Source organism: Kitasatospora sp. NPDC001132 (assembly GCF_053598415.1).
In genome coordinates, this window is the sequence record NZ_JBSFKF010000012.1 from 105,606 (window position 1) to 122,297 (window position 16,692).

Sequence of the window (16,692 nt, forward strand, 5' to 3'; positions counted from 1 at the left end):
GCGGTAGGCCTCCTCCGGGAGGCCCGCACCAGGAGCGTCGCGCACCGTCACCGGTGTCGCGGGCGGCCCGGGTTCCCGGGTCCGTCCGTGTGACCAGCACTTCCGTGCCCGGCTCCGGAGAGCGGCTGATCCCATCGCGCAGGCGGCGGGGTTTTCTCCGGGTCGCGACATGCGACCTCCGTCAACACCTGGTGAAGCCGTATTCGTAAGCAAGGAAGGTTTGGTTCATGGCGAACCAGAAGCGTCCCAAGGTCAAGATCGCGCGCGCGCTCGGTGTGCCGCTGACCCCGAAGTCCGTCAAGTACTTCGAGGCCCGCCCGTACCCGCCCGGCCAGCACGGCCGTGGCCGCAAGCAGAACTCGGACTACAAGGTCCGTCTGCTCGAGAAGCAGCGTCTGCGCGCTCAGTACGACCTGAGCGAGAAGCAGATGGCGCGCGCGTTCGACCGCGCGAAGAAGGCCGAGGGCAAGACCGGTGAGGCGCTCGTCGCCGACCTGGAGACCCGTCTGGACTCCCTGGTCCTGCGTTCGGGCATCGCCCGCACCATCTACCAGGCCCGCCAGATGGTCGTCCACGGCCACATCGAGGTCAACGGTGGCAAGGTCAACAAGCCGTCGTTCCAGATGAAGCCGGGCTACGTGGTGACCGTCCGCGAGCGCAGCAAGGAGAAGGTCCCCTTCCAGGTCGCCCGTGAGGGTGGCTACGCGGGTGAGGGCCAGACCCCGAAGTACCTCGAGGTCAACCTGAAGGCCCTGGCCTTCCGCCTGGACCGTGCGCCGCAGCGCAAGGAGGTCCCGGTGATCTGTGACGAGCAGCTGGTCGTCGAGTACTACTCGCGCTGACCCGGCTTCGCTCTTCGCGGACACCAGCGAGCCCCCGTCGCCTTCCGAGGCGACGGGGGCTCGCCCCTTTTCCCGCCGGCGTCAGATGCTCTCGCCGGTCATCGCGGCGGCCAGCCGCAGGTGGGGGCGGGCCTCCTCGGCGCGGCCCTGGCGCTCCAGGGTGCGGCCGAGCATCAGCCGGGCGTAGTCCTCGGCCGGGTCGGCCTCCAGGATCCGCAGCAGCTCGGCCTCGGCGCGGCGCAGCTGGGCCGAGTGGAAGTAGCTGCGGGCCAGCAGCAGCCGGACGGAGAGGTTGGTCGGCTCCTCGGCCAGTACGCCTTCGAGCATGCGGGCCGCGTCGGTGTAGGCCTTGGAGTCGAAGTAGAACTTCGCCATGCGGTACTCGTCGGCGGCGTTGTTGACGGCCATGGTGTTCCTTCCGGGCGGTTACTTGCCTCCTCAAGCAATCGGCAAGTTTCAACTATTCCGCGCCGGTGAGGGCGCCGACGCGGGCAGCGCCGAGCGGGGGCCCGGGGCCGGCCCCCGGGCCGGCGCCGAGCCCCCGCCGCCGAGCGCCCGGACGACCGCCGCGTCCGGGTCCAGCAGGGTGCCGGCCTCGTAGCAGTCCTCGTACTCCTGGGCGGTCAGCCCGGCCAGGGCCCGCTCCGCGCACTCCTGGTGCGGGCCGAAGAAGCTCCGCGAGCCCAGGAACGGGTTGCCGACCGTGCGCCAGAGCCGGTGCGCGGCTCCCTGCAGCACCCGGGCCTCGCGCAGGTCACCCGGCTCGCCCGGTCTGCCCGGCTCCGTCTCCAGCAGCGCCAGCAGGTCGACGCCCAGCGCGAGGCCGAGCAGGTCGTGGAAGAGGTGGTGCAGCCGTACGCACTCCCGGGCCAGCGTCCGGGCGGGCTGGACGGCGCCGTCCAGCCAGTGCGAGTACGCCATCGCGTAGTGCACGTACCCGTAGGCCCACTGCTCGCCGTGCTCCTCGCACAGCTCGCGGGCCTGGCGGAACCAGAGCTCTCCGCTGTCCGGGTCGCCCTGGAACAGGTAGGCCAGGCCCAGTTCCAGCATGGCCATCACCACGTTGCTGTTGAGCTCGCCGATGGTCCGGTAGTGCCAGAGCGCCTCCTCGAACAGCTCGGCGGCCCGGTCGGGGTCGTCGCCGACCAGCGCGACACAGCCCTGGCGGTGGACGGCGTAGGCCAGGGCCCGGTCGTCGCCGGTGTTCAGCGCCTGGCGGCGGCAGTCCTCCAGTGCCGGTCGGGCGAAGCCGAGGTCGCCCTGGAGGACGGCCAGGTGACCGGTGACCCAGAGCGCCTTCGCCCGGACCTCGGTCGGCTCGCGGTCCAGGGCGAGCGCGCGGTCCAGCCAGTGCCGGCCCTCGTCGAGGTGGCCGCAGCCGACCCAGTAGAACCAGAGCGTGGCGGCCAGCAGCAGGGCGATCTGCTCCTCGCCGGGCTCGCCGAGGCAGTACTCCAGCGCCGCGCGGAGGTTGGCGTGGGCGAGCGCGGTGCGCTCGGCGGTCTCCGCCTGCCGGGGGCCGAACCACTCGGCCTCGCCCCAGGTGGCGACGCCCAGGTACCAGTCGCGGTGGCGGCGCAGCAGCCGCTGCTCCTCGCCGGCGGCGCGCAGCCACTGGCCGCCGTACTCGCGCAGGGAGTCCAGCAGCCGGAAGCGCACGCCGAAGGCGCTGTCCCCGCTCAGGACGACGGACTTGGCGACCAGCCCGTCCAGGAGGTCGAGCACCTCCTCGGCCTCGATGCCCTCGCCGGCGCAGACGTACTCGGCGGCCTCCAGGTCGAAGCCGCCGACGAAGACCGAGAGGCGGGCCCAGAGTAAACGTTCCTGCACAGTGCACAGCTCATGGCTCCAGCCGATCGTCGTGCGCAGCGCCCGGTGCCGGGGCAGGGCCGTCCGGGAGCCGCCGGTGAGCAGCCGGAAGCGGTCGTCCAGTCGGGCGGTGACCTGCTCCACGGACAGCGCGCGCAGCCGCCCGGCGGCCAGCTCCACGGCCAGCGGCAGGCCGTCCAGCCGGCGGCAGAGCAGCGCGACCGCCTCCGCGTTGGCCTCCGTCACCTCGAAGGACGGCAGCACCGCCCGGGCCCGGTCGGCGAACAGCCGGACCGCGTCCGGCAGCGCGCCCGGCCGCACCGGGCCGGGCGGCGCGAGGTCGACCGGCAGCGGCGCGAGGGCGAGCAGGTGCTCGCCCGAGGCCCGCAGGGCGGTGCGGCTGGTGGTCAGCAGCCGCAGGCCGGGCAGCGCCCGCAGCAGCGCGTCGGCCAGGTCGGCGCAGGCCTCCACCAGGTGCTCGCAGCCGTCCAGCACCAGCAGCAGGCGCCGGCCGGCCAGCCGCTCGGTCAGGACGTCCAGCGGCGGACGGGCGGTGCCGCCGGCGAACCGCAGCGCCTCCAGGACGGCGTCGCCGAGCAGCAGCCCGTCCTGCACCGGGGCCACGTCCACCAGCCAGGTGCCGTCCGGGAACGCGCCGGCCGCCCGCGCCGCCGCGCGCAGCGCCAGCCGGCTCTTGCCCACGCCGCCGGGACCGGTGACGGTCACCAGCCGGGCCGAGGCCAGCAGGCCGGTCAGCTCGGCCAGTTCGTCCTGCCGCCCGACGAAGGCCGTCACCTCGGCCGGCAGCCGGCCGGGCTCAGGACCGTGCGGTCCCGCCGCGGGCTCCCAGGGCTGTGCTCTCCGGTCCCCGGCCAAAGGCTGCTCCCCGTGCTCCAGGCCGGACCGCCGGGGTCCGGACGCGCGTAGGGCCGTACGGGCGACGGCCTGCCAGGCAGAACGAGGTGACCGGCCGGTAGGTTACGCGCGCGGATCGCACATCCGACCGGATCGCCGGGGAGAGAACCCGGTCCGGGAATCAGGCGTGGGCGCGATAGGGTTCCGTCTGAAGAACTGCAAGGCGAGGGAGCGCGCAAGGTGTCCGTGGGAGAGCTGGCCGGATTGCTCGTCGCCGTGTTCTGGGCGGTCCTGGTCACCCTGCTCGCCGTGGTGCTGGTCCGCCTCTCCCGGGTGCTCAAGGAGGCCGCCGTCCTGGTCTCCGCGGTGACCGAACAGGCCGTCCCGCTGCTGACCGACGCGGGCACCGCCGTGCGCAGCGCCAACCAGCAGCTGGAGCGGGTGGACGAGATCACCGCCAACGTGCAGGACGCCGCCGCCAACGCCAACGCGCTCTCCTCCACCGTGGCCGCCACCCTGGGCGGACCGCTGGTCAAGGTCGCGGCGTTCAGCTACGGCGTGCGCAAGGCCGTCGCGCGGCAGCAGGGCGGTCTGCCGCCGGTGCCGTCGCAGGTCGGCGAGCGCGAGGAGCTGGCCCGGCTGATCCGGGCCGAGGTGCGCGCCGCGACCGCGCCCAGGACCGGCCTGCTCTCCCGGGTCCGGCGTGCGGTGAGGGGCTGACGGCATGGGACGCGTCTTCTGGATGGCGGTCGGCGCCGGCGCCACCGTCTGGGCCATGAAGAAGGCCAACGAGGCCGCGCAGCGGCTCACCCCGGACAGCCTCTCCGGCACCGCCGCGCGCGGTGCGCTGCACCTGGGGGACCTGGCCAAGCAGTTCGCCCAGGACGTGAGGGCCGGAATGGCCGAGCGCGAGGAGCAGCTGAAGGACGACCTCGGGCTGCACGGCACCGCCGTGGCGGAGCCCCGCGGGGCCCGCCGGGTCCTGCGCGGGGAGCCGCAGTACCGAGCTATCTCGGCGGCGCCCGGTAGCCCGGCCGCCGCCCTGCCTCCGTCCCGCGCCCGTTCCGTACCCGACGGCGCCCGTACCACCCCCCAGACCACTGAAGAAACGCCCCGCCGTGCCCTGCCGCCGCGGGGCGGCACCCCGAACCGGAAGGACCAATAATGGAGTCGGCTGAGATCCGCCGCCGCTGGCTGCGCTTCTTCGAGGAGCGCGGCCACACCGTCGTTCCGTCGGCGTCCCTGGTCGCCGACGACCCCACCCTGCTGCTCGTCAACGCCGGCATGGTGCCGTTCAAGCCCTACTTCCTGGGCGAGGTCAAGCCGCAGTTCTCGCGCGCCACCAGCGTCCAGAAGTGCGTGCGCACCCTGGACATCGAGGAGGTCGGGAAGACCACCCGGCACGGCTCCTTCTTCCAGATGTGCGGCAACTTCTCCTTCGGCGACTACTTCAAGGAAGGAGCCATCAAGTTCGCGTGGGAGCTGCTCACCAGCCCCGTCGCGGACGGTGGCTACGGCCTGGAGAAGGAGAAGCTCTGGATCACCGTCTACAAGGACGACGACGAGGCCGAGCAGATCTGGCGTGACGTCATCGGCGTGCCCTCCGAGCGAATCCAGCGCCTGGGCATGAAGGACAACTTCTGGTCGATGGGCGTCCCCGGCCCGTGCGGCCCGTGCTCGGAGATCAACTACGACCGCGGCCCCGCGTACGGCGAGGAGGGCGGCCCGGCCGTCAACGGCGAGCGCTACCTGGAGATCTGGAACCTGGTCTTCATGCAGTACGAGCGCGGCCACGGCGACGGGAAGGACGGCTTCGAGATCCTCGGCGACCTGCCGAGCAGGAACATCGACACCGGCCTCGGCCTGGAGCGCCTCGCCGCCGTCCTGCAGGGTGTCGACAACCTCTTCGAGATCGACACCAGCCGGATGATCCTCGATCGCGCCGCCGAGCTCACCGGCCACAGCTACGGCGCCGACCACAAGTCGGACGTCTCGCTGCGCGTGGTCACCGACCACATCCGCACCGCGCTGATGCTGGTCGGCGACGGCGTCACCCCGGGCAATGAGGGCCGCGGCTACGTGCTGCGCCGCATCCTGCGCCGCGCCATCCGCAACATGCGCCTGCTGGGCGCCACCGAGCCGGTGGCCAAGGAGCTCATCGACGTCGCGATCAAGGCGATGGCCCCGCAGTACCCCGAGCTGGAGGCCGACCGCAAGCGCATCGAGACGGTCGTCGTCGGCGAGGAGGCCGCCTTCCTCCAGACCCTGAAGGCCGGCACCAACCTCCTGGACGTCGCGGTCACCGAGACCAAGCAGTCCGGCGGCGCGGTGCTCTCCGGCGAGCAGGCGTTCAAGCTGCACGACACCTACGGCTTCCCGATCGACCTCACCCTGGAGATGGCCGAGGAGCAGGGCCTCCAGGTGGACGAGGCCGGCTTCCGCCGCCTGATGCAGGAGCAGCGGGACCGCGCCAAGGCGGACGCCAAGGCCAAGAAGATGGGCCACGCCGACGTCGCCGCGTACCGCGAGGTCGCCGACAAGTCCGGTGCCAGCGTCTTCACCGGCTACGCCCTCACCGAGGGCGAGGCCACCGTGGTCGGCCTGCTGGTGGACGGCGTTCCCTCGCCGGCCGCCTCCGAGGGCGACGAGGTCGAGATCATCCTCGACCGCACCCCGTTCTACGCCGAGGGCGGCGGCCAGCTCGCCGACCAGGGCCGGATCCGGCTGGAGTCCGGCGCGGTGGTGGAGATCCGCGACGTGCAGCAGCCCGTGCCGGGCGTCATCGTGCACTCCGGCGGGGTGCTGTTCGGCGAGGTCGTGCTGGGCGCCTCGGCGTACGCCACGATCGACACCGAGCGCCGCCGGGCGATCGCCCGCGCCCACTCGGCCACCCACCTGACCCACCAGGCGCTGCGCGACGCGCTCGGCCCGACGGCCGCCCAGGCCGGCTCCGAGAACGCCCCCGGCCGCTTCCGCTTCGACTTCGGCTCGCCCGCCGCCGTCCCCGGCAGCGTGCTGGTCGACGTCGAGCAGAAGATCAACGACGTGCTGGGCCGCGAGCTGGAGGTCACCGCCGAGGTCATGACGATGGACCAGGCCCGCAAGGCCGGCGCCATCGCGATGTTCGGCGAGAAGTACGGCGACGAGGTCCGGGTCGTCACCATCGGCGACTTCTCCAAGGAGCTGTGCGGTGGCACCCACGTCGGCAACACCGCCCAGCTGGGCCTGGTGAAGCTGCTCGGCGAGTCCTCGATCGGCTCCGGCGTGCGCCGCGTCGAGGCGCTGGTCGGCTCCGACGCGTACCGCTTCCTGGCCCGTGAGCACACCGTGGTCTCCCAGCTCACCGAGCTGGTCAAGGGCCGCCCGGAGGAGCTGCCGGAGAAGATCTCGGGCATGCTCGCCAAGCTCAAGGACGCCGAGAAGGAGATCGAGCGCTTCCGCGCCGAGAAGGTGCTGGCCGCCGCGGCGGGCCTGGCCGACTCGGCCGAGGACGTGCACGGCATCGCCGTGGTCGCCGCTCAGGTCGCCGACGGCGTGGGCGCGGACGAGCTGCGCAAGCTGGTCCTGGACGTGCGCGGCCGCCTGGGCTCGCGCCCGGCCGTGGTCGCCGCCTTCACCGTGGCGAACGACCGCCCGCTGACCGTGATCGCCACCAACGAGGACGCCCGCGGCCGCGGCATCAAGGCCGGCGAGCTGGTCCGCACCGCCGCCAAGACCCTCGGCGGCGGCGGTGGCGGCAAGGACGACGTCGCCCAGGGCGGCGGCTCCAACCCGGCCGCGGTCGGCGAGGCCATCGCCGCGGTGCGCGGTCTGGTCGCGGAGCGCGCCAGCTGATGGAGCAGGAGGAGAGGCCCTTCCGGCGTGGGCGGCGGATCGCCGTCGACGTCGGGGACGCCCGGATCGGGGTCGCGTCCTGCGACCCCGACGGGGTGCTCGCCACGCCCGTGGAGACCGTCCCGGCCGGGGTGAAGTCGCAGGCCAGGATCGCCGCCATCGTCGACGAGTACGGCGCGATGGAAGTGATCGTCGGCCTGCCGCGCTCGCTCAGCGGCAAGGAGGGCCCGGCGGCGGAGAAGGTCCGGGCGTACGCGGCCCGGCTGGCCAACCGGGTCTACCCGGTGCCGGTGCGGCTGGTGGACGAGCGGATGTCGACCGTCACCGCGACCCACGGGCTGCGCGCGTCCGGGGTCAAGGCGAAGAAGGGCCGCTCGGTGGTCGACCAGGCCGCCGCGGTGGTGATCCTCCAGACCGCCCTTGAGTCCGAACGGGTGAGCGGACGCCCGCCCGGTGAGAGCGTCGAGGCGGTCGGCTGACCGGCCTGGTCTAACGTCCCGTCGAGGGGCCCGTGCGGACGCGTCCGCACGGGCCCCTTCTCGTTCGTTTCCCTGTCCGGTCCGGATCGGTCCGCATCGATCCGGACCGGTTCGGGACCGCCGAAGGGGCGCGAGTCATGACCGACCAGGACTTCCACCCAGGGCTCACCCCCGGGCACCTGGGTGCGCCGGTGCTGGAGCCGGAGGGTCGCCCGCCGGGTGCGCCCCGTCCGCGCTTCGATGCGCCGGATCCGCACCGTCGGCGCGACGGACTGGCCTGCGGGCTCACCGCCTTCGCGCTGATCGCGGTGTTCGGTGGGATCGGGCTGACCGGGTACACCTGGGTCCAGGCGCAGCGCAGGCCCCCGGCCGCCGCCGACTTCGCCGGGCAGGGCACCGGCAGCGTGCAGGTCTCGGTGCCGGAGGGCGCGGGCCTGTCGCAGATCGCGTCCGCGCTGGTCCGCAACGGGGTGGTGGCCAGCTCGCTCGCCTTCACCCGGGCCGCGAAGGGCAGCGCGGCCGCGGCCGGGCGGATCCAGCCGGGGACGTACACACTGAAGCTGAAGATGTCGGCCGCGGCGGCGCTGGCGGTCCTGATCGACCCGGCCAACGCCAACGGCCTGACCATTCCCGAGGGTTGGCGCGGCTACCAGATCTACGAGGCCATCGACAAGAAGCTGAACCTGCCCCCGGGCACCGCCCAGCGGACCGCCCAGGAGCAGGGCGCCGAACTCGGCCTGCCGGACTTCACCAACGGCAGCCCGGAGGGCTACCTGTTCCCGGCGACGTACAGCGTCACCGAGGGCACCACCGCCATCGACCTGCTGAAGCAGATGGTGGAGCGGGCCGGCAAGGAGTTCAGCCGGGACGACTCCACCGTGGTCGCCCAGAACCTGGGGCAGAGCGTGTACGGGCTGGTCACCGTGGCCAGCCTGGTCCAGGGCGAGGCCGACAACACCGAGGACATGGGCAAGGTGGCCCGGGTGATCTACAACCGGCTGGCCAGGGGCATGCCCCTGCAGTTGGACTCCACCATCAACTACGCGCTCGGCCGTTCGACCCTGAACACCTCGGTGACCGACACCAGGCTGGACTCCCCGTACAACACCTACCTGCACCCCGGGCTGCCGCCGAGCCCGATCTCCAACCCCGGGCGGCAGGCGATCATGGCAGCGCTGGACCCGACGCCGGGGGACTGGCTGTACTTCGTCACCGTGAAGCCGGGGGACACCCGCTTCACCGACAGTTTCGACGTGCAGCAACGCAACGTGGCGGAGTTCAACGCCAACCGGGCGACGGCCAAGTCGAGCGCCCCGGCCTCGGGCGCCCCGGCCTCGGGCGCCCCGGCCTCGGGCACGCCTGCCGGCCCGGACTCCCCGGCGGCCTCGGGGCCGGGGACCGCGGGCGGAGCCGGGGCGCCCTCCGGCGCCGGTGGGGGGACGCCGTGACGGAGCTGTGCGCCGCCGGTGAGATCGTCCACCGACGGCGCGGGCGCCCGGCGGGGGTAAGGCTGCGGTACGGTAACGTCTCCCTCCAGGCGCTGCGCTAGCACGCCGGTTCGAGATTCAGCCGGGACGGCGTCGTCCCGGACGGCCGGTTCGATCCTCCGGTCGTCACCGTCGGTTAAGGGGATCGATGACCGATCTGGGTGGGGGCTACAACCCCCAGGGCGAGCCGTGGCACCCCGGTGATCCCGGGTACGACGGCCGGCAGCCGGTCCCCGGCCAGCAGGACGGCCAGTGGCAGCAGCAGTACCCGCAGCAGGGCCAGCCGGTCCAGCAGCCGTACGGGGACGTGCAGCAGGGGTACGCGCAGCAGCAGATGACGCCGCAGACGCAGCAGCAGATGATGGCGCAGCAGGGCTACCAGCAGCAGATGCCCCAGCAGCAGATGCCGCAGCAGGGCTACCCGGGCGGTCAGCAGGGCTATCCGCAGCAGATGGCGCAGCAGGGCTACCCCCAGCAGGGGTACGCGCAGCCGATGCAGCAGCCGCAGCAGCCGATGCAGCAGGGTTACCCGCAGCAGCAGGCGCCCCAGCCCCAGCAGCAGATGCCGCAGCAGGGCTACCCGCAGCAGGGCTTCCCCGGTGGTCAGCAGGCGCCCCAGCAGCAGTTCCCCCAGCAGCAGGTCCAGCAGGAGCCGTCGCCCCAGCAACAGGTCCCGCAGCAGCAGCCGTCCCAGCAGCCGCAGGCGCCGCGCCGTCGGGCCAGGCAGCAGCCCGCCCCGGAGCCCGCGCCGGCCTCCGGCCCCGGCCCGGACGGGATCGACTGGGAGGCCGAGGCCGCCGCGCTGGAAGCCGGCGCCGATCCGGTCGGCGCCGCGCACGAGGGCGGCACGGACGAGCGGGACGGCCACGAGGACGGCCGCCACGAGGACGCCGGCTACCCCGACGAGCACGCCGAGGCCGCGGAGGCCGGCTTCCTCGGGGAGCAGGACGACTCCCGCGAGGCCCAGAAGAAGCGCAAGGAGAAGGGCAAGAAGTCGGGCCGCCGCAACGGCGGCGCCTGCCTGCTGGTCGCCCTGGTGCTGCTCGGCGCCATGGGCGGGGCCGGCTGGTGGGGCTACGGCTTCTACCAGGACCACTTCGGCCCGGCGCCGGACTTCACCGGCGAGGGCACCGGCTCCGTCCAGATCGAGGTCAAGAAGGGCGCGGTCGCCGGGCAGATCGGCCTGGTGCTGAAGAACGCCGGCGTGGTCAAGAGCGTCGACGCGTACAGCGAGGCGTGCAAGGCCGAGCCCAAGTGCAACACCGTCCAGTACGGCTACTACCAGCTGAAGAAGGAGATGCCGGCCGCCGCCGCGCTCAAGGAACTGCTCGCCCAGGCGGGCGGCGCGGCGATCGTCGTCCCCGAGGGCAAGAACTCCACCGAGATCTACACCCTCATCGACACCAAGCTGAAGCTGCAGCCGGGCACCACGGCGGGCGTCGCCAAGGCCCAGGTCAACGACCTCGGCCTGCCGCCGTACGCGAACGGCAACATCGAGGGCTTCCTCTGGCCGACCCGCTACAACGTCTCCGAGGGCATGAAGCCCGAGGACCTGCTCAAGCAGATGGTGAAGAACGCCACCGAGAAGTACGCGGGCCTGGACGCCCAGGCCGCCTCGGTGGGCCTGAAGACCGGCTACGAGGTGCTCATCGAGGCGAGCATCCTCCAGCGCGAGGGCAACAACCCGGGGGACTTCGCCAAGATGGCCAAGACCATCCAGAACCGGCTGGCCGCCGGCGGCGAGATCAACCACCGGCTCGGCATGGACACCACGCTCCAGTACTCGCTGAACCGCAAGGAGCTCGACAAGAAGGACATGGACGACGCGGCCAACAAGTACAACACCTACATCAACCCGGGCCTGCCGCCCGGGCCGATCTCCAACCCCGGCGACGAAGCGCTCAGCGCGGTGCTGCACCCGGCGGACGGGAAGTGGCTGTACTTCATCGCGATGTCCCCGACCGACACCCGGTTCGCCGAGACGAGCAAGGAGCACTACGCCAACGTCAAGGAGTACTGCCAGGCGGCCGGGCAGAGCTTCGACGAGGCGCGCGGCCACTGCACCACCAAGAAGTAGCCACGGCCGTACGACAGTTCGCGGAGAGGCAGCGTTGACCAGCAAGCACCGGGCGGCCGTACTCGGCTCGCCGATCGCCCACTCGCTCTCGCCGGACCTGCACCGGGCGGCCTTCGCGGCGCTCGGGCTGGACGGCTGGCGCTACGACCGCTTCGAGGTCGACGAGGCCGCGCTGCCCGGGTTCGTCGCGGCGCTGGACGAGGCCGAGTGGGCCGGTCTGTCGCTGACCATGCCGCTGAAGCGGGCGATCATCCCGCTGCTCGACGAGGTCAGCGCGACGGCCCGCTCGGTGGACGCGGTGAACACCGTGGTGTTCACCGCCGACGGTCGGCGCACCGGGGACAACACCGACGTCCCCGGGCTGGTCAACGCGCTGCGCGAGCGCGGGATCGCCGAGGTGCCGGAGGCGGCCGTCCTGGGTGCCGGGGCCACCGCCTCCTCGGCGCTGGCCGCGCTCGCCCAGATCTGCACCGGCGAGGTGACGGTCTACGTGCGCGGTGCCGAGCGGGCCCGGGAGATGGCCGTGCTGGGCGACCGGCTCGGCGTGGCCGTCCGCACCGCCGACTGGGAGCGCGGCGCCGAGGCGCTGGCCCGGCCGCTGACCGTCTCCACCACGCCGGTCGGCGCGACCGACGCGTTCGCCGGGGCGCTGCCCGCCGAGCCGGGCGCGCTCTTCGACGTGCTGTACCACCCGTGGCCGACGGCCCTGGCCGCGGCCTGCGCCGCGCGCGGGGCGACCGTCCTGGGCGGGCTGGACCTGCTGGTGCACCAGGCCGTGCTGCAGAGCGAGGCCTTCACCGGGCGGACGCCCGGGCCGCTGGCGGCGATGCGCGCGGCGGGGGAGAAGGCGCTCGCCGGTCACTGAGCCCGGGGGCGGGCCCCGCGGACCGTCCGGACCTTCGGCGGGTTCCGGGAGGGCGTTCCGGCCGGATGGTGGCCGGTTGCTGTCCGTCACGCGGACTGTGCCGCCGGGTGCTGCTGGGGCATGAAAGGATTCAGGGACAAGGCACGCCCGGGGCGGGCCCCGGCGGTGCCGAGGTCCGGTCCGCTGATGAAGGAGCTCCGTTGGGTACGTTGCGCTGGCTGACGGCGGGGGAGTCGCACGGTCCCGCACTCGTCGCGACGCTGGAAGGCCTGCCCGCCGGTGTACCGGTCACCACCGACGTGGTGGCCGACGCGCTGGCGCGCCGCCGGCTCGGTTACGGCCGCGGGGCGCGGATGAAGTTCGAGCAGGACGAGGTGACCTTCCTCGGCGGCGTCCGGCACGGTCTGACCATGGGCAGCCCGGTCGCGATCATGGTCGGCAACACCGAGTGGCCGAAGTGGGAGCAGGTCATGTCGGCCGACCCGGTCGACCCCGAGGTGCTGGCGGGCCTGGCCCGCAACGAGGCGCTCACCCGCCCCCGGCCCGGCCACGCCGACCTGGCCGGCATGCAGAAGTACTCGATCGACGAGGCCCGGCCGATCCTGGAGCGCGCCAGCGCCCGTGAGACGGCCGCCCGGGTCGCGCTGGGCGCCGTCGCCCGCGCCTACCTGCGCGAGGTGGCCGGGATCGAGATCGTCAGCCACGTGGTCGAGCTGGCCGCCGCCAAGGCGCCGGCCGGCGTGGTGCCGCTGCCCTCGGACGAGGCCCGGCTGGACGCCGACCCGGTGCGCTGCCTGGACGAGGACGCCTCGAAGGCGATGGTCGCGGAGATCGACCAGGCCCACAAGGACGGCGACACCCTGGGCGGCGTGGTCGAGGTGCTGGCGTACGGCGTGCCGGTGGGCCTCGGCTCGCACGTGCACTGGGACCGCCGGCTGGACGCGCGGCTGGCCGCCGCGCTGATGGGCATCCAGGCGATCAAGGGCGTCGAGGTCGGCGACGGCTTCGAGCTGGCCCGGGTCCCGGGCTCCCAGGCGCACGACGAGATCGTCCCGACCGCCGAGGGCGTCAAGCGCACCTCCGGCCGCTCCGGCGGCACCGAGGGCGGCCTGAGCACCGGCGAGGTGCTGCGGGTGCGCGCCGCGATGAAGCCGATCGCGACCGTGCCGCGGGCGCTGCAGACCCTGGACGTGCGCACCGGCGAGCCGGCCAAGGCGCACCACCAGCGCTCGGACGTCTGCGCGGTGCCGGCCGCGGGCATCGTCGCCGAGGCGATGGTCGCGCTGGTGCTGGCGGACGCGGTCAGCGAGAAGTTCGGCGGCGACAACGTCTCCGAGACCCGCCGCAACGTGCAGGGCTACCTCGACCACCTGATCGTCCGATGACCACACCCCTGGTGGTGCTGGTCGGCCCGCCCGGCAGCGGCAAGTCCACTGTCGGGCGGGTGCTGGCCGAGCGCCTGGGCGTGGGCTTCCGGGACACCGACGCCGACATCGAGGCGACGGCCGGCAAGCCGATCCCGGAGATCTTCGTCGACGAGGGCGAGCCGCACTTCCGCGCGCTGGAGGCGCAGGCCGTGCGCGCGGCCGCCGAGGGACACGACGGGGTGCTGGCGCTGGGCGGCGGCGCGGTGATGGCCGAGGCCACCCGCGCGCTGCTGCACGGGCTGCCGGTGGCCTTCCTGGAGGTCCCGCTCGCCGACGCGGTCAAGCGGGTCGGCCTGGACGCCCCGCGCCCGCTGCTGGCCGTCAACCCGCGGGCCCGCTGGCGTGAGCTGATGGAGGCCCGCCGCCCCCTCTACCTGGAGGTGGCCACCGCCGTCGTCGACACCGCCGGGCGCAGCCCGGAGCAGGTCGCGGACGCCGTACTGGAAGCACTGGAGCTGAAGACCCCCCATGAGTGACACGACCGTCAGGATCAACGTCGGCGCCGGTGCCGGCCATGACGCGTACGAGGTGCTGATCGGGCACCAGCTGCTGGGTGAGCTGGCGCCGCTGGTCGGTACCCGGGCGAAGCGGGTGGCGGTGATCCACCCGGAGGCGCTGGCCGCCACGGCGGACGCGATCCGTGAGGACCTGGCCAGCGAGGGCTACGAGGCCATCGTGCTGCAGGTGCCGAACGCCGAGGAGGCGAAGAGCGCCGAGGTCGCCGCGTACTGCTGGTCGGTGCTGGGGCAGACCGGGTTCACCCGCAGCGATGTGATCGTCGGACTGGGCGGTGGCGCGACCACCGACCTGGCCGGGTTCGTCGCGGCGACCTGGCTGCGCGGGGTGCGCTGGATCTCTATGCCCACCACGCTGCTCGGCATGGTCGACGCGGCGGTCGGCGGCAAGACCGGCATCAACATCGCCGAGGGCAAGAACATGGTCGGCGCGTTCCACCCGCCGGTGGGCGTGCTGGCCGACCTCGCCACGCTGGAGACCGTGCCCCGGCACGACTACGTCTCCGGCCTGGCCGAGGTCATCAAGTGCGGCTTCATCGCCGACCCGGTGATCCTCGACCTGATCGAGGCCGACCCGGAGGGCGCGAAGACGCCGGCCGGGCCGCACACCGTCGAGCTGATCCGCCGGGCCGTCCAGGTCAAGGCCGACGTGGTCTCCGGGGACCTCAAGGAGTCCGGGCGCCGGGAGATCCTCAACTACGGCCACACCCTGGGCCACGCCATCGAGCGCAACGAGCGCTACAAGTGGCGGCACGGCGCGGCGATCTCCATCGGCATGGTCTTCGCCGCCGAACTCGGCCGTCTGGCCGGGCGGTTGGACGACGAGACGGCGGACCGGCACCGCACCGTGCTGGCCTCGGTCGGCCTGCCGCTGAGCTACCGGGCGGACGCCTGGCCGAAGCTGCTGGACGCGATGAAGATCGACAAGAAGTCGCGCGGCGACCTGATCCGCTTCATCGTGCTGGACGGCCTGGGCAAGACCTCCGTGCTGGAGGGCCCCGACCCGTCGCTGCTGGTCGCCGCGTACGCGGAGGTCTCGGCGTGACCAGGGTGATGGTCCTCAACGGCCCCAACCTGGGCCGGCTGGGCAGCCGCGAGCCGGACGTCTACGGCGCCACCTCGTACGCCGGCCTGGTCGAGCGCTGCACCGAGCTGGGCAAGGAGTTCGGCTTCGAGGTCGAGGTCCACGAGACCAACTCCGAGCAGCAGATGGTGCAGTGGCTGCACGAGGCCGCCGACGGGCAGGTGCCGGTGGTGATCAACCCCGGCGCGTTCACCCACTACTCGTACGCGATGCGGGACGCCGCGGCCCAGCGCACCGCGCCGCTGATCGAGGTGCACATCTCCAACCCGTACGCCCGGGAGACCTTCCGGCACACATCGGTGATCGCCGCGGTGGCCTCCGGCACCATCGCCGGATTCGGCCTCGGCTCGTACGAGCTCGCGCTGCGCGCGCTGGCCGAACGGCTCACCACCCGCTGAGGGCAAGGGCGGTGGCCCGACGGCGGACTGTGCCCGCCGCCGGGCCGCCGTGTAGTGTCCACGCTGAGAGGTGTGGGGAGGTGTCGTGACGCAGTACACCGGAGGCGGGCAGGTCCCGCCGCGTCCCGTGGCTCCGCCGGTGCCGCCGGGGGGCGGTGCACGGGCGGTGTCGTCGGGGACGTCGTCGGGGGCGCCGCTCTCCCCGCCGTCCGTGCCGCCGGTCCACCCGGCGCCCACGGCCCCCGCCGCTCCCGGGCCCGCCGCCCATCCGGCTCCGGCCCCCGTGGCCGCACCGGCACCGACCGCGCCGGTGCCCGCCGGCGGCACCGGGCACTTCGTGCTGCCGTCCGGCGCACCCGTCCAACTGCCCGCCCATCCGCCGCAGCAGCACGCGCCCAGCGGTCCGATCGCCGTCCTGCTGATCGGACCGGCCGGAGCCGGCAAGACCACCGTCGCCCGCCACTGGGCCGAGCGGCGGGCGGGACCGACCGCGCACATCAGCCTGGACGACGTCCGCGAGTGGGTGCAGTCCGGCTTCGCCAACCCGCAGTCCGGTTGGAACGACGCCTCCGAGGCGCAGTACCGGCTGGCCCGCCGCACCTGCGGCTTTGCCTGCCGCAACTACCTGGCCAACGGCATCTCCTGCATCATCGACGACGCCGTCTTCCCGGACCGCCCGGCGATCGGCCTCGGCGGCTGGAAGCGGCACATCGGCCCCGGCATGATCCCGGTCGTGCTCCTGCCCAGCCTGGACTCGGTGCTGCACCGCAACGCCCGGCGCAGCGGCAACCGCCGGCTCGGGGACGAGGAGGTGGCCCGCATCCACGGGCGGATGGCCGGCTGGTACAACTCCGGGCTGCCGATCATCGACAACTCCTACCTGGACGTCGCCGGGACGGCCGCCGAGCTGGACCGCGTCATCCTGGCCCGGCTGATGGGCGTCCCGGTCCGCTGACCTGCGGCGCGGCGGGGCCTGTCGGACCCGGCTGCGATGATGGACGGGTCCAGCCGCAGCACCCG

The 16,692-nt window shown here is 73.2% G+C and carries 15 protein-coding genes; 13 read left to right on the forward strand and 2 right to left on the reverse strand.

Going from position 1 to position 16,692, the window contains the following annotated elements:
- Nucleotides 1–227 precede the first annotated feature (227 nt).
- Nucleotides 228–842: a 30S ribosomal protein S4 gene (rpsD, locus tag ACWDBE_RS18640; protein WP_030056230.1), complete on the forward strand. Its 615-nt coding sequence runs from the start codon at nt 228–230 to the stop codon at nt 840–842.
- A gap of 81 nt (nt 843–923) precedes the next feature.
- Here rpsD and ACWDBE_RS18645 read toward each other — a convergent pair whose 3' ends face one another.
- Both ACWDBE_RS18645 and ACWDBE_RS18650 read right to left on the reverse strand, forming a co-directional pair.
- Nucleotides 924–1,250: a tetratricopeptide repeat protein gene (locus tag ACWDBE_RS18645; protein WP_449789484.1), complete on the reverse strand. Its 327-nt coding sequence runs from the start codon at nt 1,248–1,250 to the stop codon at nt 924–926.
- 48 nt (nt 1,251–1,298) lie between these two features.
- Complete coding sequence (locus tag ACWDBE_RS18650) at nt 1,299–3,527, reverse strand: ATP-binding protein (protein WP_449808560.1); 2,229 nt, start codon at nt 3,525–3,527, stop codon at nt 1,299–1,301.
- A gap of 219 nt (nt 3,528–3,746) precedes the next feature.
- Between ACWDBE_RS18650 and ACWDBE_RS18655 the strand changes: the two genes are divergently transcribed.
- The 12 genes from ACWDBE_RS18655 (at nt 3,747) to ACWDBE_RS18710 (ending at nt 16,627) form a co-directional block, all read left to right on the forward strand.
- Nucleotides 3,747–4,226 (forward strand): DUF948 domain-containing protein, encoded by a 480-nt coding sequence (locus tag ACWDBE_RS18655; RefSeq protein ID WP_449789482.1) that lies wholly within the window; start codon nt 3,747–3,749, stop codon nt 4,224–4,226.
- A gap of 4 nt (nt 4,227–4,230) precedes the next feature.
- A complete protein-coding gene (locus tag ACWDBE_RS18660) occupies nt 4,231–4,671 on the forward strand; it encodes a DUF6167 family protein (RefSeq protein WP_402406532.1) in 441 nt (146 codons plus the stop codon).
- Nucleotides 4,671–7,340: an alanine--tRNA ligase gene (alaS, locus tag ACWDBE_RS18665; protein WP_449789481.1), complete on the forward strand. Its 2,670-nt coding sequence runs from the start codon at nt 4,671–4,673 to the stop codon at nt 7,338–7,340. The genes ACWDBE_RS18660 and alaS overlap by 1 nt, the downstream gene beginning before the upstream one ends.
- Complete coding sequence (gene ruvX / locus ACWDBE_RS18670) at nt 7,340–7,819, forward strand: Holliday junction resolvase RuvX (protein ID WP_392874730.1); 480 nt, start codon at nt 7,340–7,342, stop codon at nt 7,817–7,819. Before alaS ends, ruvX begins: the two co-directional genes overlap by 1 nt.
- Nucleotides 7,820–7,956: 137 nt before the next feature.
- The gene (gene mltG / locus ACWDBE_RS18675) at nt 7,957–9,267 is read left to right on the forward strand and encodes an endolytic transglycosylase MltG (protein WP_449808561.1); all 1,311 of its coding nucleotides are present in this window, start codon (nt 7,957–7,959) and stop codon (nt 9,265–9,267) included.
- A gap of 187 nt (nt 9,268–9,454) precedes the next feature.
- Entirely contained in the window at nt 9,455–11,383 is a 1,929-nt protein-coding gene (gene mltG / locus ACWDBE_RS18680; RefSeq protein ID WP_449808562.1) for an endolytic transglycosylase MltG, read from the forward strand.
- 34 nt (nt 11,384–11,417) lie between these two features.
- Entirely contained in the window at nt 11,418–12,248 is an 831-nt protein-coding gene (locus ACWDBE_RS18685; RefSeq protein ID WP_449789478.1) for a shikimate dehydrogenase, read from the forward strand.
- Between the two features lie 200 nt (nt 12,249–12,448).
- Nucleotides 12,449–13,633 (forward strand): chorismate synthase, encoded by a 1,185-nt coding sequence (gene aroC / locus ACWDBE_RS18690; RefSeq protein ID WP_392874742.1) that lies wholly within the window; start codon nt 12,449–12,451, stop codon nt 13,631–13,633.
- On the forward strand, nt 13,630–14,151 hold the full coding sequence (locus ACWDBE_RS18695; RefSeq protein ID WP_402406547.1) for a shikimate kinase: 522 nt from the start codon (nt 13,630–13,632) through the stop codon (nt 14,149–14,151). Before aroC ends, ACWDBE_RS18695 begins: the two co-directional genes overlap by 4 nt.
- Entirely contained in the window at nt 14,144–15,235 is a 1,092-nt protein-coding gene (gene aroB / locus ACWDBE_RS18700) for a 3-dehydroquinate synthase (protein WP_449808563.1), read from the forward strand. The genes ACWDBE_RS18695 and aroB overlap by 8 nt, the downstream gene beginning before the upstream one ends.
- Before the next feature lie 8 nt (nt 15,236–15,243).
- Nucleotides 15,244–15,672, forward strand: coding sequence for a type II 3-dehydroquinate dehydratase (aroQ, locus tag ACWDBE_RS18705; RefSeq protein WP_392875774.1), 429 nt, complete (start codon nt 15,244–15,246; stop codon nt 15,670–15,672).
- 85 nt (nt 15,673–15,757) lie between these two features.
- A complete protein-coding gene (locus ACWDBE_RS18710) occupies nt 15,758–16,627 on the forward strand; it encodes an AAA family ATPase (RefSeq protein WP_449808564.1) in 870 nt (289 codons plus the stop codon).
- Nucleotides 16,628–16,692: the final 65 nt, after the last annotated feature.